Raw genomic sequence first — 21,838 nt, 5'->3', positions numbered from 1 at the left:
CGGTCCGATCACTGTCCAGGTCAGGATGCCGCCTTTCCCGCCCCCGCCGCCGCTGCTATGAGCCGGGCAAGGACGGGAGCGGATGATGGGACGCAACGACACAAGGCTCAACGCATCGGCCGGCATCGCCTCGGTGGCGGTGGCGCTGGTTCTCGTTGCGCTGAAGCTCTGGGCGCTCGGCGCGACCTCGGCGCTCTCGGTCGCGGCCTCGCTTGCGGACAGCGCGCTCGACCTGATGATGTCGCTCGGCGGGCTGACGGCGATTCTCTACGCGGCGCGCCCCGCCGATGAGGACCACGCCTTCGGCCACACCTCGGCCGAGGATCTCGCGGCGCTCGCGCAATCGGTCTTCATCCTGATCTCGGGCGCGGTGATCGGCTGGTCAGCGGTCAACCGGCTCCTGTCCGACAGCCCGCGCGCGCTCGCGGACGAGGGGCGCGGCATGGCGGTCATGGTGGTGTCGATCGTGCTCACGGTGGCGCTCGTGCTCTGGCAGCGCCGGGTCGCGCGCCGGACCGGCAGCCGGGTCGTCGCCGCCGACAGCCTGCACTACATGTCCGATCTCCTGCCCGCGCTCGGCGCCATCGCGGCGCTCTGGATCTCGCGCCGCTTCGGCGTCGTCGAGGTCGACAGCGTCGTCGCGCTCGCCGCGGCGGTGATGCTGGTCTTCGGGGCGCTCCGGATCGGCAAGGGCGCCTGGGACGCGCTGATGGACCGCAGCGCCGATCCCGCGCTAATCACCGCAATCGCCGCGATCGCCCGCGACTGGCCGGGCGTGCACGGCTTCCACGACCTCAAGACACGGACCGCGGGCAGCCGGGTCTTCGTCAACATCCATATCGAGCTCGACGGCGACCAGTCCCTGCGCGAGGCCCATGCGATCGGCGCCGGGCTCAGGCGCCGGATCCTCGAGACCTATCCGCAATGCGACGTGATCGTGCACAAGGACGTGGCGCGGGAGACCTGAGAAACATGGCCGCCGGGCGTTGACTCTGCGGATCGGGGCGTTATAAGCCGCCCGTCCCGGGACATCGCGCCCGGGGCTTTCATTTGGTGTTGGTGGACCCCGCAAGGGGAAGCCTGTCGCCCGAGACCCGGATCACGTCCGGGACGACGGAAAGGACAACGCCCTTCATGCCGCCTCCGGGCGGCGACACTAAGAAGGAGATCAGCGGTGACCAAACGCACCTCTGCCAAGTACAAGATCGACCGCCGCATGGGCGAGAACATCTGGGGCCGTCCGAAGTCCCCGGTGAACCGCCGCGAGTACGGCCCCGGCCAGCACGGCCAGCGCCGCAAGAACAAGCTTTCCGACTTCGGCACGCAGCTACGCGCCAAGCAGAAGCTCAAGGGCTATTACGGCGACCTGACCGAGAAGCAGTTCCGCCGCATCTACGGCGAGGCCGAGCGCGTCAAGGGCGACACCGGTGAGAACCTGGTCGGCCTCCTCGAGCGCCGTCTCGACGCCATCGTCTACCGCGCCAAGTTCGTCCCGACGATCTTCGCCGCGCGTCAGTTCGTGAACCACGGCCACGTCACCGTGAACGGCAAGCGCGTCAACATCGCGTCCTACCGCGTCAAGGAAGGCGACGTCGTCGCCGTCCGCGACAAGTCGCGCCAACTCGCCATCGTGCTCGAGGCCGTCGGCCTCGCCGAGCGGGACGTGCCGGACTACATCGAGGCCGACCATTCCAAGATGACCGCGACCTTCGTGCGCACCCCGGCGCTGGGCGACGTGCCCTACGCCGTGCAGATGGAACCGCATCTCGTCGTCGAATACTACGCGAAGAACTGATCCTTCGCGGGAGAGTTCGGAAAGGGCCGCCTCCGGGTGGCCCTTTTCTTTTTCCATGCCTGTGATCTTGGTTGTCGTCTTCGAGTTCGAAGCGGCTCTGCGGATTCCGGCGATCGGAAGGTCGCATTTTTTATGCTGAAGTTTTTTTGAGGGGCAGTTGCGTCGGCCCGGTTGTTGTGGACTTCGGGTTGGCTCCTCTTCTCAGATTCAGGGGGAGTGGTTTCATGAGACCTTCGAAGGCCGGAAAGCTGGCAATGCTGGCGGCGATCTATTTGGCGTCCACGCCAACCGTGGCATCCGCTCAGTCGTCGAGTGAGGGCGCTGCGCTGGTTCCTGAAATCAATCAGATCATTGAGGCGGACTCGGCCCGGCTCAAGGACATTTTCAAGGACATCCATCAGCACGCCGAACTTGGCTTCATGGAAACCCGGACCGCGGGGATAGTGGCTGCAGAACTGGAGGCACTTGGATTCGAGGTCAAAACTGGCATCGGTATCACCGGCGTTGTCGGGATCATGGAGAATGGAGAAGGCCCGACCTTCATGTTCCGGGCCGACATGGACGCAAATGCGGTTCAAGAGGCAACGGGCTTGCCATACGCCAGCACCCAGCGAGTCACCAACCTCTCGGGCGTCGAGACCTATGTCGCCCACATGTGCGGCCACGATGCGCATACGACATGGTTGATCGGCCCTGCAAGGACGATGGCAGAGTTGAAGGACCGGTGGTCCGGAACACTGGTTCTCATAGCCCAACCCGCGGAAGAGCCGGTGGAAGGGGCCAAGGCGATGCGGGATGACGGGCTCTATGAGACCCATGCCGTCCCCAAGCCCGACTATTTCCTGACCTTCCATACAGCGCCGTTTTCGACTGGCATGGTTGCCCTTACCAGCGGCAGGATGAACACGGGAACGGACCATATCGACGTCACCTTCCACGGATCAGGCGGCCACGGCTCGTCGCCGCATCATGCCACCGATCCGGTCATCATGGCCGGAATGGCGATCGTCCAGTACCAGACCATCGTGTCGCGCATGGCTGATCAGACCGAGACGAGCGTTCTGACGGTCGGCAGCGTGCAGGCGGGCGTCGACAACAACGTCATCCCGACAGAGGCCGAATTGAAGCTCAAGCTGCACTATACGACCCCCGAGCTGCGCGAGGTCATGGTTTCCGGCATCGAGCGGATCAGCAGGAACATCGCCTTGAGCTACGGCATCGATGACGAGGCCATGATGCCGACCATCTTCGAGAAGGGATATGCACCGGTCATCTTCAACGATGCGGAGTGGATGGACCGCATCCGGCAGGTTCTGAGCGAGGCGAAGGCAGTGGACGAGATCGTCAACGAGAGGCGGGTGGTCGAAGGTGTTGCCATCGACGATCTCCAGGTTCCCGGCTCGGACGACGCCTTCCTTCTGATCGACGGGCTAGAGGGCGTGAAGGGCGCCTATATCGGGGTCGGCACGGCCGACCCCGAGGTCGTCGCCAAGGCGCATGCCGAAGGGAAGGAGTTCCCGTTCTTCGTGCACGAGCCAAACTACGTCGTCGATCTCGACGCCATTCCGTGGGGAACGCGACTGGCCTCTGTCATTGCGCTCGACGTGCTGGGAAAGCCTACCGAGTAGGAGATCGTGGTGATCCCGGCCTTGGGGATCGCCAACTGTCGAGCACGCAGAGACACTCGGCTCATGTCCGGAAAGCCCGCCTCGCAGGCCAGCCCATATCCGGGCATCTTTTGTCCTGCCCATCAATGCCGGGCGCAGGGGCCTGTCGGCCAAGTTCAGCCGGTTCCTTCAAGGAGATCGACGTTCGCCGCGAGTTCGGTTCTGACACCCGCGTCGTTCGAAATATCCGGGAGCTTCTGGTAATAAAGGACCTGCTACAAGGGAGGATCGATCGATGAACCGATTTACAATTCTCTACGCAGCCATATTGATTGCAGGTCCTGCGTCGACCAATGCACAAAGCAGTTCAGAAAGCTCGGATGTGCGCGCCGAGTTTCCAGAATGCCCGGCCCGCATCAGAGTACTTGGGGAACCGCCGGGAGATCCAATCGAGTGCCTGTGTACCCCGGAAATTCGACAAATAGAGGGTACCGTGAAGTTGTATGGAAGTGGTCCATACGATTCCGTCAGCAACATCTGCATCGCCGCGGTTCACGCGGGAGTGACGACGCTCGAAGGCGGACCTGTGCGCGTAATTCCCAGACCTCCACAATCGAGCTTCAAGGGTACGCTGGCCAACGGTGTTTACAGTGAGGATTGGAGCTCAAGCAAATTCAACACCTTCGATGTCGAGCCTGTCAAAAACTAGGCGCGGCCATGCTCGGACTCGAAATCCTGTCTTGACCATCGCACGGTTCACGCCGAGGTCGGCCGTCCAAGTCTGATGCCGCAGAACTCATCGCAACAATGTCCGGCACGGCGGGCCGAGCCGAATTGGTTGAATGTCGATTTCCTTCAGCCCGGTGCGAGGCGTCCGTGCCCTGTCGGGCAGCGCTCAGCCGATTGCTTCGACCAGACCAAGGTTCGCCTCGGCCGAGGCGAACCGGTTCTTCTTGAGGCGGCGGAGTCCGGAGCCGCGTAGCATGCGCGCGCCCGCGCGGTGACGGGAGCCGCCATCGCGTCGCTACGCGATGGCGCGCACAATCATTCGGAAACCTCGGGCTTTGCTGAGCGACATTCCCCGCGGAATTACTCGCTAGGCGTGACAGCCACCGCTACCGATTGTCCAACTACGACAAGCACCCGATCGCCTGGCTGCCGAGACTTGGCGAATTCCACCATCCTGTCGTCCACCGGCAAGGTGCGTTCGTCGCCTTCGGGGAAAATGACCGTCGCCATCTGGTTTTCGCTGTCGTAACTCACCACCTCGACGACGAAAGTCACAATCTCGACCGTAGCTGCCCCAGGCTTGTCTCCGAGCGCGGCACGGGCCTCCGAAATCACCATTTCCGGCGCCCCATCGTCGGCGGGATCGGCCATGGCGAGTGCAACACCTCCTGCATATTCAAGGGTCACCTGGTCACCCACTTCAATCTGATCGAAGTTCGCAACGTTGTCTCCGGCTTCAAAAACCGTGGATTCACCGTCTTCACCGGTAATCGTGACCTGACGTGTTTCGGCGTCGACCGCCTCGATCCTGCCCTTCATCGTGATCGTGTCCGACCGCTCGGCGCTGTCAGTCGATTGCGAATAGGAAGGGAAGGCGAGAAGGGCAGCGATTGTTCCAGCGACGAGACTAAAGCGCATTGGGCACATTCTCCCTGGTATATTGTGCGAAGTTGGATTGGCTTTCTAATTCGGTTCAGGAGGCCCAAAGCATCATGCTTTGCACGGGAAGATGCAATGGCGGCGTCTCATGCGAACGTCATCTTTCCTCGCGCCGCCGATCAGACCGATGTCGTGGAATGTCCGTTTGCAACTGCTCGGGTCTTGACCGAGCCGAAGTCAACCGATCCCCTCTACCAGGACGAGGTTCGCCTCTGCCGACGCCAGCCGGTGTGCCTTGAGGCGGTGGTAGTCGGGATCCGCGTACCATGCGCGCGCCCGCGCCGCGTCGGGAAACGCCATCACCACGGTGCGCGGATGCGCCCACGATCCTTCCAGAACCTCGGTTTCGGCCCGCGACGTCACAAGGAGCTTCCCGCCGTGCCGCTCGAAGACCGGCAGGAACCCGTCGAGGTATTTCTGGTATTCCGAAGGGTCGCGGATGTCGATCTGCGCGATCATGTAGGTGCTCATGGCCGGTCCTCCTCTGCGTTTGCTCCAGTATAGGCCTGCCTCGCCGTCGTCGGCCGGGGTGATTTCGCATCGTGGACATGCAAGAATGCATGGCGATGCATTGGGACGATCTGCGCTTCTTTCTGACCGTCGCGCGCGCGGCCTCGTTCTCCGCCGCCGCGAAGGAACTCGGGGTGAACCAGTCGACGGTGTCGCGCCGGCTGGCCGCGCTTGAACGCCGGCTCGGCACGCTCCTGGTGACGCGCCATGCGACCGGACATCTCCTGACCCCGGTGGGCCGCGACCTCGCGCAGGCCGCGGAGCCGATCGCGGCAGAGATCGGTGCCGTTTTGCGCCAGGTCGAGGGGCGTGACGCTCAGCTTGGCGGCGTCCTCCGCGTGACCTGCGTCGAGATGATGATCGACCGCTTCCTCGCGCCGCATTTCGCCCGCTTCTGCCGCGAGCATCCAGGGCTTGCCCTTACCCTTCAGGCGTCTATGCGACCGCTCGACCTGATGCGCAGCGAGGCCGACGTGGCGATCCGGGTGTCCGAGAGCCCGCCGCCGCCCTTGGTGGGGCGCCGGCTTTGCGACTTTGCCCTCGCGGTTTACGGCGCGACGTCACGGCAGGCGGGCGCGCCGGATCTGCCCCGGCCCGACCGGCTCGACTGGATCGGCTGGGCCGATGATGCGGGCAACGCGCGGGTGATCCTCGATACCTTTCCGTCGGCACGGATCGTGCACGAGGTCGACGGCCTCGTGGCGCTTAGCGCGATGGTGCGCGAGGGGGCAGGAATCTCGGCGCTGCCCTGCTACTGGGCGGACCGCGATCCGGGCCTCTCCCGGCTCTCTGGCGCCTTCGTGCCGCGCGGAATCGGGATCTGGGTTCTGATGCATCCCGAGGTGCGCCACGCCGCGCGGGTCCGCGCCTTCGTCGACATGGTGACGAGGGCGCTCCTCGCCAACCGCGCCGCGTTCGAGGGACGGCTGGGCGGTTCGACGCCCGGCTGACGCTTTCGGTCCTTGCCCGGTCGCTCCCGACCGTCCGTCCTATTTGGCGTTGCCACTTGACACCACCTGCCGGGGTTGCGGCAATATCCCGCTGGTCTTGCGACCGGCGGGCCGCTAGAAAGCGCCGACATTGCGCAGAGGCCCGAGATGACCGACCACATCCGTCCGCAGCCGGGGATCATGGATATCGCTCTCTACGAGGGCGGCGCGGCGCATGTGGCCGGGGTCACCGATGCGGTGAAGCTCTCGTCGAATGAAAACCCCTTCGGCCCCTCTGACAAGGCCAGGGAGGCGTTCCAGCGCGCGGTCCACAAGCTCCACCGCTACCCGAACACCGATCATGCGAGCCTGCGCCGCGCGATCGGCGAGACCCACGGGCTCGACCCGTCGCGGATCATCTGCGGCGTGGGTTCGGACGAAATCATCCACTTCCTCTGCCAGGCCTATGCCGGGCCGAAGGACGAGGTCGTCTTCACCGAGCACGGCTTCCTCATGTACCGGATCTCGGCGATGGCGGCGGGGGCGACTCCGGTGGCGGTGAAGGAGCGGGACCGCACGACCGATGTCGACGCGATTCTCGCGGCCTGCAACCGTCGCACCAAGCTTGTCTTCATCGCCAACCCGAACAACCCGACCGGCACCATGATCGGCCTGCCCGAGATCGAGCGGCTCGCGAGCGGCCTGCCGAAACAGGCAATCCTCGTTCTCGACGGCGCCTATGCGGAATACGTCGAGGGCTACGACGGCGGCGCGGCACTGGCGACGGAGCGCGCGAATGTCTTCATGACGCGCACGTTTTCGAAGATCTACGGGCTCGGCGGCCTCAGGATCGGCTGGGGCTACGGTCCGCAGGCGATCATCGACGTGCTGAACCGGATCCGCGGCCCGTTCAACCTCTCGACCGCGCAGCTCGAGGCCGCCGAGGCTGCGGTGCGCGACCGCGACCATGTGGAGCGGTGCCGCGAGGAAAACACCCGGCTCCGCGCCTGGCTTGCCGAGGCGCTGGCCGAGAAGGGCGTGCCGTCGGATACTTCGACCGCGAACTTCGTCCTCGCCCGCTTCGCCAGCGAGGCCGAGGCGGGCGCCTGCGACGAGTTCCTGCAAACGCAGGGCCTGATCGTGCGCCGCGTCGCCGGTTACGGCCTGCCGCATTGCCTCAGGATCACCATCGGCGACGAGGCCTCGTGCCGCCGCGTCGCCCATGCGATCGGCCAGTTCAAGGGGCAGAAATGAGCGCCCCGATCTATGACCGCGTCGCCCTGATCGGGCTCGGCCTCATCGCCTCGTCGATGGGCCACGCGATGAAGAAATGGGGCCTCGCGCGGAGCATTACGGGCCACGCCAAGACCGAGGCGACCCGCGCCGCCGCACTGGAACTTGGCTTTTGCGACGAGGTCTTCGCGACCGCCGCCGAAGCGGCCGAGGGGGCCGACCTCGTGGTTCTCGCGGTGCCGGTCGGCGCGATGGGCGCGGTGGCGGCCGAGATCGGCCCGCATCTGAAGCCGGGCGCCACGGTCACCGATGTCGGTTCGGTGAAGCAGGCGGTGATCGAGGCAGTCGCGCCGCACCTGCCCGCCCATGTGAGCTTCGTCCCCGGCCATCCCCTTGCCGGGACCGAGCATTCCGGTCCGCGCTCGGGGTTCGCCACCCTGTTCCAGAACCGCTGGTGCCTGATCATTCCCGGCGACGCCGCGCCCGAGGCCGTGGCGCGGCTCCGCGCACTCTGGGAAGGGATGGGCTCGAACGTCGAGGAGATGGACGCGGTCCACCACGACCTGGTGCTCGCCGTTACCAGCCACACGCCGCATCTCATCGCCTACACGATGGTCGGCGTGGCCGACCACCTGCGGCGCGTGACCGAAAGCGAGATCATCAAGTATTCCGCCGCCGGCTTTCGCGACTTCACCCGCATCGCGGCCTCCGACCCGACTATGTGGCGCGACGTGTTCCTGACCAACAAGGAAGCGACGCTCGACATTCTCGGCCGCTTCACCGAGGAGCTGTTCATGCTCCAGCGCGCGATCCGGATGGGCGACGGCGACCAGCTTTTCGACTATTTCACCCGCACCCGCGCGATCCGTCGCAGCATCATCGAGGCCGGCCAGGACACCGCCGCGCCAGACTTCGGCCGCGCCGCGATGGAGGAAAAATGAGCGCGCCCCGGTTCAACCGCACCGGCATTGCGCTGGCTTTCTTCCTTGCCGCGACGACGGCGCTGGCCAACCCGCCCGCGCAGTCGCCGCGCCCGGCTGCCCGCCCCGGTCTCGCCGTCGAGGCCGTGGTAATGGTCGCCGCCGCCAGCGCCTTCGCCCCGGCGGCTTCCGCGCGCCCCGAGAAACGACCCCGCGGGCTCGCCACCGAGCCGCAGGTCGAGAAGGTGGTGTTCCGCAGCCAGCCCGCGCCCGAGGCCACGATAGGCCGCAAGGGCGCGCTCTGCGGCGATCCCGCGCTCAAGGGCAAGACGATCCCGCCGATCCTCTCGAAGGTCAAAGGCTGCGGGTTGGAGAAGGGCTTGAGCCTCGTTTCGGTCGCGGGCGTCGCGCTCAGCCAGCCGGCCTCGGTCGACTGCGCGACGGCGTCGGCGCTGAAGACCTGGGTCGAGACGGGCGTGAAGCCGGCGCTGGAGGGAACCGGGGGCGGCGTCGCGGCGCTGCAGGTCGCGGGCAGCTACACCTGCCGGGGCCGCAACAACCAGAGGGGCGCGAAGGTCTCCGAGCACGGGCGCGGCCGGGCGGTCGATATCTCGGCGATCCTGCTGGCCGACGGCACCGCGATCACGGTCGAGAACGGCTGGGGATCGAAACGCTACGGCAAGGTGCTCGCCTCGATGCGCCGCTCCGCCTGCGGGCCGTTCAATACAGTGCTGGGGCCGGGATCGGACCGCCACCACCACGACCACCTTCATCTCGATACCGCGCGCGGCCGCGGGCCCTATTGCCGTTGAGCTAGAACCGCGGCGCGGCGCCAAGCGGGATCGGCCCGAGGCTCACCCGGCCATTGCTGAAGGTGAGCGGCAGGCTCAGCGTCTCAGCGTCGCCACCGGCGAGCGCCAGTTGCTCGAACGCGCTTTCCACCGTGGGCGCCAGTTCCTCGCGGATCAGGCCGAGCCTGGTGAGAAGCGGCAGCGCCGCGCGCCAGTTCTTGATCGACAGGTCAATGCGGCCATCCGGCGTGCCGCCGGCGAGACGCTCGACCGCGCCCTGTCCGGTGACCCGGAGCGGTCCCCACTCAAGCTCGGCCGACCGGATTTCCGCCCCGGTAACCGCGATACCCTCGACCTGGGCAAAGCGGTCGAGCGGCCGGTCAAGCCGGAGCTTGGCGTCGAGCCGGACATGCTCACCCTTGGCCGGGAGCGCCCCGGTGGCTTCGATCAGGCGGGCCGGCAGACCGGAAAGCGACAGGCCGAAAAGCTCGACGCCGAGTTCCTGTTCGGTCTCCGCCGTGCCGCGCCGGACCGCGAGCCGCGCCTCGGTCGCAGCGGCGCCCCAGCCGTGATCGGAGGTCAGGGACATTTCGGTGCCAACCGTCTGCGCCCGGATGAGCGGCAGATCGGTCGCGATCCCGAATACCGCGCTGGCCTTGAGGTCCTTGGAATCGAGTTTAAAAGCCTCGCGGTCAATGCGGATGTCCTGCGTCGCCGGCAAGAGCGCGACGATATGGTGCGGCTTGTAGGACAGGGCGTGGAGATTGATCTCGGGCGCCGACCAGTGCAGGCGCCCGTCGGCGCTCATAAGCTCCGGTGTGCTCACAGTGAGGTCGAACCGCGACGGGAAGCCGGATAGATCGACCGCGCCGAAATCGGCGAGCCCCGCCGCACGCATCTCGGCAAGTGCCGCCTCGGTCCCGTCGAGAAGTGCGCGCGACCCGACGACCCAGTAGCCGCCGTAGAAAGCGGCGAAGGCCGCCACCAGCCAGATCACTACGCGCATGAGGGGGCCTTTCCTGACCGTTCCGGATGCTGTTTATAAGGGGGCAGGGGCAAGAACCAGAAGGTTGGCATGAATTCTTTGTGGGTCTTCGGTTACGGATCGCTCATGTGGGAGCCGGGTTTCGAGTATCGGGAACGTACCCTTGCCCGGCTCGAGGGCTGGCACCGCTCGTTCTGCATGCGCTCGATCCATCATCGCGGCACCTCGGACCACCCCGGCCTCGTGCTCGCGCTCGACGCTGCCGGGGGGGCGTGCTGCAACGGCGTCGCCTATTCGGTCGAGGCGGCGCGGGCCGCCGAGACCCTCGACTACCTGCGCGAGCGCGAGCTGATCTCCTCCGCCTATCTGGAAAGGACCCTGCCGATCGCGCTGCGCGACGGCCGCAGCCTGGAGGCCGTGACCTACGTGATCGACCCCGACCACGTCCAGTACTGCGGCGGCCTCGGGCTCGAGGAGCAGGCCGGCATCATCGCCACGGCGCGGGGCGGACGCGGGCCGAACACCGAATATCTCTGGAACACCGCCGAGCATCTGCACGAACTCGGTATTGCCGACCCCGATCTCGACTGGCTATCGGAGCGGGTGCGGTCGCTGACGGCGGACGCCGCCTCTAACGGCTTGTGAGCCGCGACGGCCCCGCCTATTGTCCAAGAAACTGAAAGGACAAGGGTCGCGATCCTGATGGCAAAATCCATGCGCTCGGCCGAGCCGTTCTTCTCACAGCCGGTGCGCCAGATTGCGATGATGCTTCTGGTATCGGTCCTTGTCGGCGCGGGCGCCTATGTCGCCTATGGCCCGATCATTTCGATCTTCAGCGCCAACCTCTGGCTGAACGGCCTGATCCTTGGGGTCTTCGTCTTCGGTGTGCTGACCTGCTTCTGGCAGGTCGCCCAGCTCGTGAGGTCGGTGAGCTGGATCGAGGGGTTCGCCGCGCAGCAGCCCGGTCACGAGATGACGATCGCGCCCAGCATGCTGGCGCCGCTCGCCGCCCTTCTGCGATCCCGCGGCCGGCGCGGCGGCCAGATCTCCTCGACCTCGGCGGGCTCGATCCTTGAATCGGTCTCGACCCGCATCGAAGAGGCGCGCGACATCACGCGCTACCTCACGAGCCTGCTGATCTTCCTTGGGCTGCTCGGAACGTTCTACGGCCTCGCGATCACCGTACCTGCCGTTGTCGACACGATCCGCGCGCTGGCGCCCCAGGAGGGCGAGACCGGGATGCAGGTCTTCGACAAGCTCATGGGCGGGCTCGAAAAGCAGCTCGGCGGCATGGGAACGGCCTTCTCGTCCTCGCTACTCGGCCTTGCCGGATCGCTCGTCGTGGGGCTGCTGGAGCTTTTCGCAGGTCACGGCCAGAACCGCTTCTACCGCGAGCTGGAGGAATGGCTGACATCCTTCACCCGCCTGTCCTTCGCGGGCGGCGACGGCGATGCCGCGCCCGACGGTGACGCGGTCGCCGGCGTTCTCGATCACATGGCCGGGCAGGTTGAGACGCTGCAGGCGATTCTCCAGCAATCGGATGCCGGCCGGGCCGCGGTGAACGAGCGGCTCGAAAGCCTGATCGCGGCGGTCGGAAACCTGACCCATCGGTTAGAGGCGGAGGCAGGCGCGTCCGCGGTGCTCGCGCGCATCGCCGACGGCCAGGACCGCGTCGCCAGCCTGATCGAGCGCAACGGCCCGGTCGCCGCCGGCAACGACGGCGGAGATGACGCGGAAAGCCGGATGCGGCTGCGCTCCATCGATGTGCAGCTTCTGCGGCTGCTCGAGGAGGTCGCGGCCGGGCGGCAGGAAAGCATGGCCGATCTGCGCGGGGACATCGCGCAGCTCACCCGCGCGGTCCGCGCACTCGGCCGGCCCGACCCGGTGCGGAAGGGCTAGGGATGGCACTCGCCAAGGGGCGCAACGGTCAACGGTTCTCGGCCAATATCTGGCCGGGCTTCGTTGACGCGATGACCGCGCTCCTGATGGTGCTGATGTTCGTCCTGACGATCTTCATGATCGTGCAGTTCACCTTGCGCGAGACGATCGACACCCAGGGCGACGAGCTGGCCGCGCTCAACGAGCAGGTCGCCGGCCTCGCCGAAGCGCTCGGTCTGGAACGCGCGCGCGCGTCCGAGCTCGAGGGCGAGGTCTCGGGCCTTAATGCCGATATCGCCGCCGCCCGCGCCGACGCCGACCGCCAGTCTTCGCTGATCGCGACGCTCACCTCCGAACTTGAGGGGCGGGCGGCGGAACTAAGCGCCGCGCAGGCGAAGGTCACCGATTTCGAGGCGCAGGTCGCCAGCCTGCTTGCCGAGCGCGATGCGGCTCGTGGCCAGGCCGCGGCAATGACGGCCGAGCGCGACACGGCCCGCGGTGCGGCCGATGCCCTGATCGCCGAGCGCGACGAACTGAAATCGGCGCAGGAGGCGCTCAACCTCGCAGTCGCGGCGGCTCGGGCCGAGGTCGACGAGAAAGCCGAGGCCGCGCGCCTTGCCGCGGCCCGGCGCTATGCGCTGGAGGCGCTGGTCGATGACCTGAGGGCGAAACAGAACGCGACAGCGGAGCAACTGAGCGAAGCGGAGGCCACGCGCCTCACGGAAGCTGCCGCCGCCGCCGCGCTGCGCGAAAAGCTGAAGGGGGCCGAGGACGAGCTGACCGCGATGACGCTCGCGCTTGAGGAGCAGCGCCGCCGCGCCGAGGAGACCCTGATGCTTCTGGCCGCGGCCCGTGCCGCGCGGGAAGCGGCTGCCGGGCAGGCTGAGGAAACGCTCAGCGAGGCGGACCGCCACAAGGCGCTGCTTGCGACAGCGAATGCGGCATTGGCTGAGGAACGCGCGGCCTCGGCCGAAGCCGCGCGCAAGGTCGCTTTGCTGAACGAGCAGGTTCTGGCGCTGCGCAGTCAACTGGGCGGGCTGCAGAACCTTCTCGACGCCTCCGCGGCCCGCGACGCCGAGGCCAAGGTGCAGATCGAGGCGCTCGGTACGCGGCTGAATTCGGCGCTCGCCCAGGTGGCAAGCGAGCAGCGCCGCCGGGCCGATCTGGAGGAGGCCGAGCGGAAGCGTCTCGAGGCCGAGGCCAAGGCGCTGAAGGAGGAAACGAAGGAGCTTGCCCGTTACCGGTCGGAGTTCTTCGCGCGGCTCTCGCAGGTGCTTGCCGGCCGGGAGGGCGTCCGCGTCGTCGGTGACCGGTTCGTCTTTTCCGCAGAAGTCCTGTTCGAACCCGGCTCGGCCGATCTCGCCGCCGAGGGGCGCAGCCAGATCGCCAATGTCGCGACGACGCTGCAGGAGCTCGCGGTCGCGATCCCGTCCGAAATCGACTGGATCATTCGCGTCGATGGGCACACGGACAACCTGCCGCTCTCCGGCTTCGGCCAGTTCCGCGACAACTGGGAACTCAGTCAAGGGCGGGCGCTTTCGGTCGTGCGCTTCTTGCAGGGCCAGCTGGGCTTCCCGCCCGAGCGCCTCGTCGCGGCGGGTTTCGGCGAGTACCACCCGGTGGCCGAGGGCGACACGCCCGAGGCGCGGGCGCAGAACCGGCGGATCGAGCTCAAGCTGACCGAGCGGTGAGCGGTTCGGGCGTTCCGGACGCTCCCTGAGCCTGCGCCTCAATGTCACGCCGGAGACCGCTGGAACCAGCGGATTGGAGCAACTCGACCCTTCGTGCCATCATGACGCCCTGCAGGAACAGGATCGGTGCTCTCGGCGCGCCGTACCGGAGAGCGTGACCGATGGGCCTTCTCGTCCAACCCCGGCTGATCAACGACCCTTGTGGGGATCCCGGCCTCTATCTCGACTTCCGCTTCGGTCGCCGGGCGATGCTCTTCGATCTTGGCGACACCACGCCACTCTCGCCACGAGAACTGATCCGGGTGTCGCATGTCTTTGTCAGCCACGCGCATATGGACCACATTGCCGGTCTTGAGCGACTTTTTCGCCTGCGCCTTCACCGGCCGCAGCCGCTCCAGTTTCTCGGGCCGGCCGGGTTCGTCGACCAGATGGAAAGTCGTCTCGGCTCCTATACCTGGAACCTGCTTGACGAAACATCGGTCGACTTCCGCCTATCCGTTCAGGCTTTCGACGGGGGGCGGATCGTGGAGGCAGCCGAGTTTCACGCCCGCCGTCGCTTCCTTAGGTGCGATGTGCCGGTCCCGGAGCTGGGCGACGGCCTCGTGCTGAGCGAGCCGGAGTTCGAGGTCCGCTCGCTCGCGTTCGACCACGGCATCCCGTCGCTGGGCTTCGCGTTCCGGCAGCGCATCCGCGTGAACGTCTGGCGAAACGCGCTCGACGAGATGGGGCTTCCAGTCGGCCCGTGGATCGACATCGCCAAGCGGGCGATGCGCGACGGATTGCCCGACCGTCACCGGATTTCGGTGCCCGGAGCCGGGGAGGTCTCGCTCGGCCTTTTGCGCGCGCGGGTTTTTCGGTCCGAGAAGGGTCAGCATTTCGCCTATGTCACAGACGTCGCCGATACCGCGGATAATCGCGCCCTTATCATGGAACTTGCCGGTGGCGCGGATCACCTCTTCATCGAAGCAGTCTTTCCCGACGCGGACCGCGCTTTCGCGACCGCGACGCGCCATTTGACGGCGCGGGCGGCCGGAGAAATCGCGCGGGCAGCCGGCGTGGCCGGACTCACGCCGTTTCATCACTCCGCCCGGTACGCAGATAGAGCGGCAGCACTCGCCGCCGAGGCGCTGACCGCTTATGCGACCGGCTGATCCAGACGGAGCGCTTGCACTGTCTGCCGCACTCAAGACCCGGTACTTGCAGCGCCTGACCGAGTGGAGCCACCCGTTCGTGTTCCGCGAAAGGCCGGGACGAACGTGCCGCCGCGGGCGTTTCAACGAAACGCGGCCGGCACCGGAAAGGTGTCGGCCGGGTCCACCAGGTTAAATCGCGCAGACTCAATCGGCCGTCAGAAGCGGCGGTTTCGAGCCGGCGATCCGCGCTTTCTGAGGTTCCTCGATCTCGAGGACGATCGCGCCATCGCGTACCTTCACATGCACGACGCCACCCTTCGTGAGCTTGCCGAACAAGAGCTCCTCCGCGAGCGGCTTCTTGATGTGCTCCTGGATCACGCGGGCCAATGGCCTTGCGCCCATCCGGTCGTCGTAGCCCTTCTCGGCGATCCAGTTGGCCGCCTCCGGTGACAGTTCGATATGGACATGGCGATCCATCAGCTGTGCTTCGAGTTGCAGGACGAACTTGTCCACCACCTGCAGGATCACTTCGCGCGGCAGAGCCGAGAAGGAGATCACCGCGTCGAGCCGGTTGCGGAACTCGGGCGTGAACGTGCGTTCGATCGCGGCGGTATCCTCGCCCTCGCGCCGGTCACGGCCGAAGCCGATCGCGGACTTGGCAAGCTCGGCCGCACCCGCGTTCGAGGTCATGATCAGCACCACGTTGCGGAAATCGACCTGACGGCCGTTGTGGTCGGTGAGCTTGCCGTGGTCCATCACCTGCAGGAGGATGTTGAACACGTCCGGATGCGCCTTCTCGATCTCGTCGAGCAGCAGGACGCAATGCGGGTGCTGGTCGACGCCGTCGGTCAGGAGACCGCCCTGATCGAATCCGACATAGCCCGGCGGCGCGCCGATCAGCCGAGAGACGGCGTGCTTTTCCATGTACTCGGACATGTCGAAGCGCAGAAGCTCGACGCCGAGCGTATCGGCGAGCTGCTTGGCGACCTCGGTCTTGCCGACACCGGTCGGGCCGGCGAAGAGGTAGTTGCCGATCGGCTTTTCCGGCTCGCGCAGACCCGCGCGGGCCAGCTTGATCGCGGAAGAGAGCGCCTCGATCGCCTTGTCCTGGCCGAAGACCACGCGCTTCAGCGTCTTCTCCAGATCCTTCAGCACCTCGGCATCGTCCTTCGACACATTCTTCGGCGGGATCCGGGCGATCTTGGCGACGACGGCCTCGATCTCTTTCGGGCCGATGGTCTTGCGGCGTTTCGATTCCGCCACCAGGTGCTGCGCCGCGCCGGCCTCGTCGATCACGTCGATCGCCTTGTCGGGCAGCTTGCGGTCATGGATGTAGCGGGCTGAAAGTTCGACCGCGGCCTTGATCGCGTCATGGGTATAGCGCAGGTCGTGGTGCTTCTCGAAATAGGGCTTTAGGCCCATCAGGATCTTGACCGCGTCTTCCACCGTCGGCTCGTTAACGTCGATCTTCTGGAACCGACGGCTGAGCGCGCGGTCTTTCTCGAAATGCTGGCGGAACTCCTTGTAAGTGGTGGAGCCCATGCAACGCAGCCGCCCGCCCTGAAGCGCGGGCTTGAGAAGGTTCGAAGCGTCCATGGCCCCGCCCGACGTCGCGCCGGCGCCGATCACGGTATGGATCTCGTCGATGAAGAGGATCGCGTCGGGATGATCCTCGAGCTCCTTGACGACAGCCTTGAGACGTTCCTCGAAGTCGCCGCGATAGCGGGTGCCGGCAAGCAGCGCGCCCATGTCGAGCGAGAAGATCGTGGCGCCTTCAAGCACCTCGGGGGTCTCGCCGCGCGTGATCTTGAGCGCGAGGCCCTCTGCGATCGCGGTCTTGCCGACACCGGGCTCTCCTACCAGAAGGGGGTTGTTCTTCCGCCGGCGGCACAAGACCTGGATGCAGCGCTCGATCTCGGCCTCGCGGCCGATGAGCGGGTCGACATCGCCCTTCTTCGACTTCGCATTGAGGTCGATGCAGAATTTCGACAGCGCCGATTCCTTGGCCTCTCCGTCCGCCTGGGCGGCTTGATGTTCCTCTTGCTCCTGGGCGCCGGTGACCGGCCGCGTTTCGCCGAAGGAGGGATCCTTGGCAACGCCATGCGCGATGAAGTTCACCGCATCGTACCGGGTCATGTCCTGTTCCTGCAGGAAATACGCGGCGTTCGATTCCCGTTCAGCGAAAATCGCGACGAGAACGTTGGCGCCGGTGACCTCCGTCCGGCCCGAGGACTGGACATGGATTGCGGCCCGCTGGATCACCCGCTGGAACGCGGCCGTAGGGACGGCTTCCGACCCGTCCACGTCGGTCACGAGCGTCGACAGGTCGTCGTCGATGAAATCCACGAGCGTCTTGCGCAATTCCTCGATGTCGACGGAACAGGCGCGCATCACCTTCGCCGCGTCCGGCTCGTCGATCAAGGCCAGGAGCAGATGTTCGAGAGTTGCAAGTTCATGGCGCCGCGCATTGGCCAAGGCCAGCGCCGCGTGGATCGCCTGTTCGAGCGTGTTCGAAAATGACGGCACGTTCGTGCTCCTTTCCCATCAAGCAGGGTGACCCGAGGGTCAGCCCATACTTTCGCCTCATACTATTAAAGTTCGGTGGAATTCGGGCGGCTTCAAGTGTTTTCTTGCCGATTTATCCCAATGCTCGATCAGTGACGCAAAATTTGAACGATTTTCGGTCTTTCGTGACCGATTCGTGCAAAATCGGTTTGGAAATGTGACAGGTCAGAACCGGTCCTTGCGTGAGCGGATCTCGGCGAACACGTCGGCGTCAGCCGCGCCGGACATTCCCAGCGCGGCCTTCACCTCGGCAACACGCGCGCGCAGGAACGGGTTCGTCGCAAGCTCCTCGGCGAGGGTCGACGGGACGGTCGCAAGCCCATCGGCGCGTGCGGCATCCACCGATTTCGCCCGTGCCGCCAGAGCAGGATTCCCCGGTTCGATCGTCAGGGCGAAGCGGGCATTCGACTGAGTATACTCGTGCCCCGAACAGACCAGCGTTTCCGGAGGCAGGGCGGCAAGCCGGGAGAGGCTGTCCCACATCTGTGACGCTGTTCCCTCGAACAGTCGTCCGCAGCCGAGCGCCATGAGGCTGTCTCCGGTGAACACGACCCCGGAATCCGGGAAATGATAGGCGACATGGCCGACCGTATGGCCGGAGACGTCGATCACCTCGCCCCTGTCCATGCCGATGCGAACGGTGTCGCCCGGATTGATCGCCTCGTCGAGCGGCGGCAGCCGGTGGGCGTCGGCCGCGGCGCCGATGACGCGGGCTCCGGTCGCAGCGGCGAGCGCGGGGACGCCGTCGATATGATCGCCGTGGTGGTGGGTGATCAGGATGTGGCTTGCCCGCCAGCCCCGCGCGGACAGGACGTTCAGGATCGGTGCGGCTTCGGGGACGTCCACGACGGCGGTCGCGCCCGTTGCGAGATCATGCGCGAGGTAAGCGTAATTGTCGCTCAGGCAGGGAACGGTGACGATTTCCAGGGGCATGGTGTTTCGTGTATGTTTCCGTATGCTTCCACAGACTTTTGCCGATGGAAGCGACGGGCGCAATGCATCTCGACGTTCTCGACCTGAGGAATTTCTACTACCGCACCCAACTCGGGCGCGTTGCCCAGAAGGCCGTTCGCGATCAGGTCGTCGCGCTCTGGCCGCCCGCCAAGGGGCAGACGGTGGCCGGATTCGGGTTCGCCGCGCCTCTGCTGCGCCCCTATCTCGCGGAGGCGCGGCGCGTGATCGGGCTGATGCCCGGACCGCAGGGAGTCATGCCCTGGCCCGCCGGGATGGAGAACGTCTCGGTTCTATGCGAGGAGACGCAATGGCCGCTCGAAACCGGGATGGTCGACAGGCTCGTGCTGTTGCACGGCCTCGAGACATCGGAGAATCCGACGGCGCTGCTCGACGAGTGCTGGCGCGTGCTCGGTCCCGGCGGCAGGGCGCTGTTCATCGTTCCTAACCGCTCCGGCCTCTGGTCGCGGTCCGACCGGACCCCGTTCGGCTTCGGCCGGCCCTACTCGATGAGCCAGCTCGACGGCCAGCTTCGCCGCCACAGCTTCGCGGCCGAACGCCAGCAGTCCGCGCTTTTCGCGCCGCCGAGTTCGCGCCGTTTCTGGCTGCGCACCGCGCCGATGTGGGAGCGCTTCGGCCACCGCGTGTCATCGGTCCTGGCGGGCGGCGTGCTCTTGCTGGAGGTTTCGAAACAGGTTCATGCGCCGCAGCGTCCCGGCCTCGCGACGGCGGTGAAAAGACCGCTCAAAGTGCTCGATGCGCTGCCGAAACCCGCGGCCGAACCGGCCTGACTCGGACCCCCTCGCGCGGGATTCTGCTCCACAATTCAACTGTTACCGCCCAAACTACGCGCTGCGAAAAAGCAACAGTTTCCCCTGGTGGGTCGAAGTATTTGAAATGACTTGTCTTTCGAGGTTCCAATAAGTTCGTCAAGGCGGTTGCGAGGCCCGAAAGCCTCTGATACACCCGCGCCGAACTTCGGCTGTGCGCGTCTGTGCATGCCAGAGGTGGCCTCTGAACCGATCAGAACAAAGAGGCGATGGGACAGAACAATCGGAAGGGTGGACGTGTCCGAACCAGCTTCGATTTCCGCAGGGATCGCCGGTCGCTATGCGACGGCCGTGTTTGAACTCGCCAGGGAGGCCGATGGCCTCAAGGCGCTCGAAGGGGATGTGGACGCGCTCGGCGCCGCGCTGGCGGAAAGCGCGGATCTGCGGACGCTGATCGCTTCCCCGGTCTATTCGCGCGAGGAGCAGGCCAATTCGGTCGGCGCTCTTGCCGCGAAGATGGGCCTCTCGGCGACACTCGCCAATACGCTCGGCCTGATGGCTTCGAACCGCCGTCTGTTCGTTCTGCCGCAGCTTCTGGCCGCCCTGCGCGACATGATCGCGGAAGAAAAGGGCGAAGTGACCGCCGAGGTCACCGCTGCCGCAGCGTTGACCAAAGCGCAGGCCGAAAAGCTCGCCGCAACGCTCAAGAAGACTGTCGGCAAGACCGTCAAGCTCAACACCACCGTCGATGAGAGCCTCGTCGGCGGACTTATCGTCAAAGTGGGCTCGAAGATGATCGACACGTCGATCCGCTCGAAGCTCGCTTCCCTCCAGAATGCTATGAAAGAGGTCGGATAATGGGAATCCAGGCAGCCGAGATCTCTGCGATCCTTAAGGAGCAGATCAAGAACTTCGGTCAGGAAGCAGCGGTGGCCGAAGTCGGCCGGGTGCTGTCGGTCGGCGACGGTATTGCCCGCGTCCACGGCCTAGACAACGTCCAGGCCGGTGAGATGGTCGAGTTTCCGGGCGGCATCCGCGGCATGGCGCTGAACCTCGAAGTCGACAACGTCGGCGTCGTCATCTTCGGCTCCGACCAGGACATCAAGGAAGGCGATACCGTCAAGCGCACCAAGTCCATCGTGGACGTGCCGGTCGGTGACGAGCTTCTCGGCCGGGTGGTCGACGGCCTCGGTAACCCGATCGACGGCAAGGGCCCGATCAAAGCCAAGACGCGTTCCGTGGCCGATGTGAAGGCGCCGGGCATCATCCCGCGAAAATCGGTGCACGAGCCGATGGCGACCGGCCTCAAGTCGGTCGACGCCATGATCCCGGTAGGCCGGGGCCAGCGCGAACTGATCATCGGCGACCGCCAGACCGGCAAGACCGCCATCGCGCTCGACACGATCCTGAACCAGAAATCCTACAACGACGCTGCCGGCGACGATGAGAGCAAGAAGCTCTACTGCGTCTACGTCGCCATCGGCCAGAAGCGTTCGACCGTCGCCCAGCTGGTGAAGAAGCTGGAAGAGACCGGCGCGATCAACTACTCGATCGTTGTCGCCGCGACCGCTTCGGACCCGGCGCCGATGCAGTTCCTCGCGCCCTACTCGGCGACCGCTATCGCGGAATACTTCCGCGACAATGGCCGCCACGCGCTGATCATCTACGATGACCTCTCCAAGCAGGCCGTGGCCTACCGTCAGATGTCGCTGCTGCTTCGCCGTCCGCCCGGGCGTGAAGCCTATCCGGGCGACGTCTTCTACCTGCACTCCCGCCTTCTCGAGCGTTCGGCCAAGCTGAACGAGGACAATGGCGCGGGCTCGCTGACCGCCCTGCCGATCATCGAGACCCAGGGCGGCGACGTGTCGGCCTTCATTCCGACCAACGTGATCTCGATCACCGACGGCCAGATCTTCCTTGAGACGGAACTCTTCTACCAGGGCATCCGTCCGGCCGTGAACACCGGTCTGTCGGTGTCGCGCGTCGGCTCCTCGGCCCAGACCAACGCCATGAAGTCGGTCGCCGGCCCGGTCAAGCTTGAATTGGCGCAGTACCGCGAGATGGCGGCCTTCGCGCAGTTCGGCTCCGACCTCGATGCCGCGACCCAGAAGCTCCTGAACCGGGGCGCGCGCCTGACCGAGCTGATGAAGCAGCCGCAGTACTCGCCGCTGACCAACGCGGAAATCGTCTGCGTCATCTTCGCCGGCACCAAGGGCTTCCTCGACAAGCTTCCGGTCAAGGACGTCGGCCGGTTCGAGGCGGATCTGCTCAAGTATCTGCGCACCAACCGCAAGGACCTTCTGGACTGGATCACCAAGGAAGACCCGAAGATCAAGGGTGAAGCCGAGGACAAGATCCGGGCCGCGATCGCCGAGTTCGCCAAGACCTTCGCTTAAGCGAGGGGAGGGACAG

At 65.8% G+C, this 21,838-nt stretch carries 20 protein-coding genes; 15 read left to right on the top strand and 5 right to left on the bottom strand.

What is annotated here, in order from left to right:
• Window positions 1-82: 82 nt before the first annotated feature.
• The 4 genes from R5H32_RS08785 (at window position 83) to R5H32_RS08770 (ending at window position 4,111) form a co-directional block, all read left to right on the top strand.
• Complete coding sequence (locus R5H32_RS08785; RefSeq protein WP_318338316.1) at window positions 83-967, top strand: cation diffusion facilitator family transporter; 885 nt, start codon at window positions 83-85, stop codon at window positions 965-967.
• 207 nt (window positions 968-1,174) lie between these two features.
• Window positions 1,175-1,795, top strand: a complete 621-nt coding sequence (gene rpsD, locus R5H32_RS08780) for a 30S ribosomal protein S4 (protein ID WP_318338315.1) — start codon at window positions 1,175-1,177, stop codon at window positions 1,793-1,795.
• A 224-nt stretch (window positions 1,796-2,019) separates the two neighbouring features.
• Complete coding sequence (locus R5H32_RS08775; protein ID WP_318338314.1) at window positions 2,020-3,423, top strand: amidohydrolase; 1,404 nt, start codon at window positions 2,020-2,022, stop codon at window positions 3,421-3,423.
• Between the two features lie 274 nt (window positions 3,424-3,697).
• Window positions 3,698-4,111, top strand: coding sequence for an LCCL domain-containing protein (locus R5H32_RS08770; protein WP_318338313.1), 414 nt, complete (start codon window positions 3,698-3,700; stop codon window positions 4,109-4,111).
• A 380-nt stretch (window positions 4,112-4,491) separates the two neighbouring features.
• On the opposite strand, the gene R5H32_RS08765 is transcribed toward R5H32_RS08770, so the two are convergent.
• Window positions 4,492-5,049: a hypothetical protein gene (locus R5H32_RS08765; protein ID WP_318338312.1), complete on the bottom strand. Its 558-nt coding sequence runs from the start codon at window positions 5,047-5,049 to the stop codon at window positions 4,492-4,494.
• 198 nt (window positions 5,050-5,247) lie between these two features.
• On the bottom strand, window positions 5,248-5,541 hold the full coding sequence (locus tag R5H32_RS08760) for a DUF1330 domain-containing protein (RefSeq protein ID WP_318338311.1): 294 nt from the start codon (window positions 5,539-5,541) through the stop codon (window positions 5,248-5,250).
• A gap of 77 nt (window positions 5,542-5,618) precedes the next feature.
• Here R5H32_RS08760 and R5H32_RS08755 point away from each other — a divergent pair, with 77 nt between their 5' ends.
• The 4 genes from R5H32_RS08755 (at window position 5,619) to R5H32_RS08740 (ending at window position 9,474) form a co-directional block, all read left to right on the top strand.
• Window positions 5,619-6,530 carry a LysR family transcriptional regulator gene (locus tag R5H32_RS08755; RefSeq protein WP_318338644.1) on the top strand — a complete coding sequence of 304 codons (912 nt, stop codon included), beginning with the start codon at window positions 5,619-5,621 and terminating at the stop codon, window positions 6,528-6,530.
• Between the two features lie 147 nt (window positions 6,531-6,677).
• Window positions 6,678-7,763 carry a histidinol-phosphate transaminase gene (hisC, locus tag R5H32_RS08750; protein ID WP_318338310.1) on the top strand — a complete coding sequence of 362 codons (1,086 nt, stop codon included), beginning with the start codon at window positions 6,678-6,680 and terminating at the stop codon, window positions 7,761-7,763.
• On the top strand, window positions 7,760-8,683 hold the full coding sequence (locus R5H32_RS08745; RefSeq protein ID WP_318338309.1) for a prephenate/arogenate dehydrogenase family protein: 924 nt from the start codon (window positions 7,760-7,762) through the stop codon (window positions 8,681-8,683). Before hisC ends, R5H32_RS08745 begins: the two co-directional genes overlap by 4 nt.
• A complete protein-coding gene (locus R5H32_RS08740) occupies window positions 8,680-9,474 on the top strand; it encodes an extensin family protein (RefSeq protein ID WP_318338308.1) in 795 nt (264 codons plus the stop codon). The genes R5H32_RS08745 and R5H32_RS08740 overlap by 4 nt, the downstream gene beginning before the upstream one ends.
• 1 nt (window position 9,475) lies before the next feature.
• Here the strand turns inward: R5H32_RS08740 and R5H32_RS08735 are convergent, their stop codons facing one another.
• Window positions 9,476-10,459 (bottom strand): DUF2125 domain-containing protein, encoded by a 984-nt coding sequence (locus tag R5H32_RS08735; RefSeq protein WP_318338307.1) that lies wholly within the window; start codon window positions 10,457-10,459, stop codon window positions 9,476-9,478.
• A 69-nt stretch (window positions 10,460-10,528) separates the two neighbouring features.
• On the opposite strand from R5H32_RS08735, the gene R5H32_RS08730 reads away from it, so the two are divergent.
• From R5H32_RS08730 to R5H32_RS08715, 4 genes are all read left to right on the top strand, one after another.
• Window positions 10,529-11,083, top strand: a complete 555-nt coding sequence (locus R5H32_RS08730) for a gamma-glutamylcyclotransferase (protein WP_318338306.1) — start codon at window positions 10,529-10,531, stop codon at window positions 11,081-11,083.
• A 57-nt stretch (window positions 11,084-11,140) separates the two neighbouring features.
• Entirely contained in the window at window positions 11,141-12,337 is a 1,197-nt protein-coding gene (locus tag R5H32_RS08725; protein ID WP_318338305.1) for a biopolymer transporter ExbB, read from the top strand.
• Window positions 12,338-12,339: 2 nt separating this feature from the next.
• Window positions 12,340-14,007, top strand: a complete 1,668-nt coding sequence (locus tag R5H32_RS08720; protein WP_318338304.1) for a peptidoglycan -binding protein — start codon at window positions 12,340-12,342, stop codon at window positions 14,005-14,007.
• 161 nt (window positions 14,008-14,168) lie between these two features.
• Window positions 14,169-15,158 carry an MBL fold metallo-hydrolase gene (locus R5H32_RS08715; RefSeq protein WP_318338303.1) on the top strand — a complete coding sequence of 330 codons (990 nt, stop codon included), beginning with the start codon at window positions 14,169-14,171 and terminating at the stop codon, window positions 15,156-15,158.
• 186 nt (window positions 15,159-15,344) lie between these two features.
• Here the strand turns inward: R5H32_RS08715 and clpA are convergent, their stop codons facing one another.
• Both clpA and gloB read right to left on the bottom strand, forming a co-directional pair.
• Window positions 15,345-17,666 carry an ATP-dependent Clp protease ATP-binding subunit ClpA gene (clpA, locus tag R5H32_RS08710; RefSeq protein ID WP_318338302.1) on the bottom strand — a complete coding sequence of 774 codons (2,322 nt, stop codon included), beginning with the start codon at window positions 17,664-17,666 and terminating at the stop codon, window positions 15,345-15,347.
• Between the two features lie 204 nt (window positions 17,667-17,870).
• Window positions 17,871-18,638: a hydroxyacylglutathione hydrolase gene (gene gloB, locus R5H32_RS08705; protein WP_318338301.1), complete on the bottom strand. Its 768-nt coding sequence runs from the start codon at window positions 18,636-18,638 to the stop codon at window positions 17,871-17,873.
• 62 nt (window positions 18,639-18,700) lie between these two features.
• On the opposite strand from gloB, the gene R5H32_RS08700 reads away from it, so the two are divergent.
• From R5H32_RS08700 to atpA, 3 genes are all read left to right on the top strand, one after another.
• Window positions 18,701-19,447, top strand: a complete 747-nt coding sequence (locus R5H32_RS08700) for a class I SAM-dependent methyltransferase (RefSeq protein ID WP_318338300.1) — start codon at window positions 18,701-18,703, stop codon at window positions 19,445-19,447.
• Between the two features lie 276 nt (window positions 19,448-19,723).
• A complete protein-coding gene (locus tag R5H32_RS08695) occupies window positions 19,724-20,284 on the top strand; it encodes a F0F1 ATP synthase subunit delta (protein WP_318338643.1) in 561 nt (186 codons plus the stop codon).
• A complete protein-coding gene (gene atpA / locus R5H32_RS08690; protein WP_318338299.1) occupies window positions 20,284-21,822 on the top strand; it encodes a F0F1 ATP synthase subunit alpha in 1,539 nt (512 codons plus the stop codon). Before R5H32_RS08695 ends, atpA begins: the two co-directional genes overlap by 1 nt.
• Window positions 21,823-21,838 lie beyond the last annotated feature (16 nt).

Origin of the sequence: Defluviimonas sp. D31 (assembly GCF_033436765.1) — a bacterium.
Lineage (GTDB): Bacteria > Pseudomonadota > Alphaproteobacteria > Rhodobacterales > Rhodobacteraceae > Albidovulum.
The sequence above is the reverse complement of the archived record's forward strand: the minus strand, read 5'-3'. Positions and strand labels throughout refer to the sequence as shown.

What these genes read in the sequence shown, in the direction of transcription:
- R5H32_RS08785 (WP_318338316.1), top strand. Translation starts at nt 83, where the DNA reads ATGATGGGACGCAACGACACAAGGCTCAACGCATCGGCCGGCATCGCC.
- R5H32_RS08775 (WP_318338314.1), top strand. Translation starts at nt 2,020, where the DNA reads ATGAGACCTTCGAAGGCCGGAAAGCTGGCAATGCTGGCGGCGATCTAT.
- R5H32_RS08770 (WP_318338313.1), top strand. Translation starts at nt 3,698, where the DNA reads ATGAACCGATTTACAATTCTCTACGCAGCCATATTGATTGCAGGTCCT.
- R5H32_RS08765 (WP_318338312.1), bottom strand. Translation starts at nt 5,049, where the DNA reads ATGCGCTTTAGTCTCGTCGCTGGAACAATCGCTGCCCTTCTCGCCTTC.
- R5H32_RS08760 (WP_318338311.1), bottom strand. Translation starts at nt 5,541, where the DNA reads ATGAGCACCTACATGATCGCGCAGATCGACATCCGCGACCCTTCGGAA.
- R5H32_RS08755 (WP_318338644.1), top strand. Translation starts at nt 5,619, where the DNA reads ATGCAAGAATGCATGGCGATGCATTGGGACGATCTGCGCTTCTTTCTG.
- hisC (WP_318338310.1), top strand. Translation starts at nt 6,678, where the DNA reads ATGACCGACCACATCCGTCCGCAGCCGGGGATCATGGATATCGCTCTC.
- R5H32_RS08745 (WP_318338309.1), top strand. Translation starts at nt 7,760, where the DNA reads ATGAGCGCCCCGATCTATGACCGCGTCGCCCTGATCGGGCTCGGCCTC.
- R5H32_RS08740 (WP_318338308.1), top strand. Translation starts at nt 8,680, where the DNA reads ATGAGCGCGCCCCGGTTCAACCGCACCGGCATTGCGCTGGCTTTCTTC.
- R5H32_RS08735 (WP_318338307.1), bottom strand. Translation starts at nt 10,459, where the DNA reads ATGCGCGTAGTGATCTGGCTGGTGGCGGCCTTCGCCGCTTTCTACGGC.
- R5H32_RS08730 (WP_318338306.1), top strand. Translation starts at nt 10,529, where the DNA reads ATGAATTCTTTGTGGGTCTTCGGTTACGGATCGCTCATGTGGGAGCCG.
- R5H32_RS08725 (WP_318338305.1), top strand. Translation starts at nt 11,141, where the DNA reads ATGGCAAAATCCATGCGCTCGGCCGAGCCGTTCTTCTCACAGCCGGTG.
- R5H32_RS08720 (WP_318338304.1), top strand. Translation starts at nt 12,340, where the DNA reads ATGGCACTCGCCAAGGGGCGCAACGGTCAACGGTTCTCGGCCAATATC.
- R5H32_RS08715 (WP_318338303.1), top strand. Translation starts at nt 14,169, where the DNA reads ATGGGCCTTCTCGTCCAACCCCGGCTGATCAACGACCCTTGTGGGGAT.
- gloB (WP_318338301.1), bottom strand. Translation starts at nt 18,638, where the DNA reads ATGCCCCTGGAAATCGTCACCGTTCCCTGCCTGAGCGACAATTACGCT.
- R5H32_RS08700 (WP_318338300.1), top strand. Translation starts at nt 18,701, where the DNA reads ATGCATCTCGACGTTCTCGACCTGAGGAATTTCTACTACCGCACCCAA.
- atpA (WP_318338299.1), top strand. Translation starts at nt 20,284, where the DNA reads ATGGGAATCCAGGCAGCCGAGATCTCTGCGATCCTTAAGGAGCAGATC.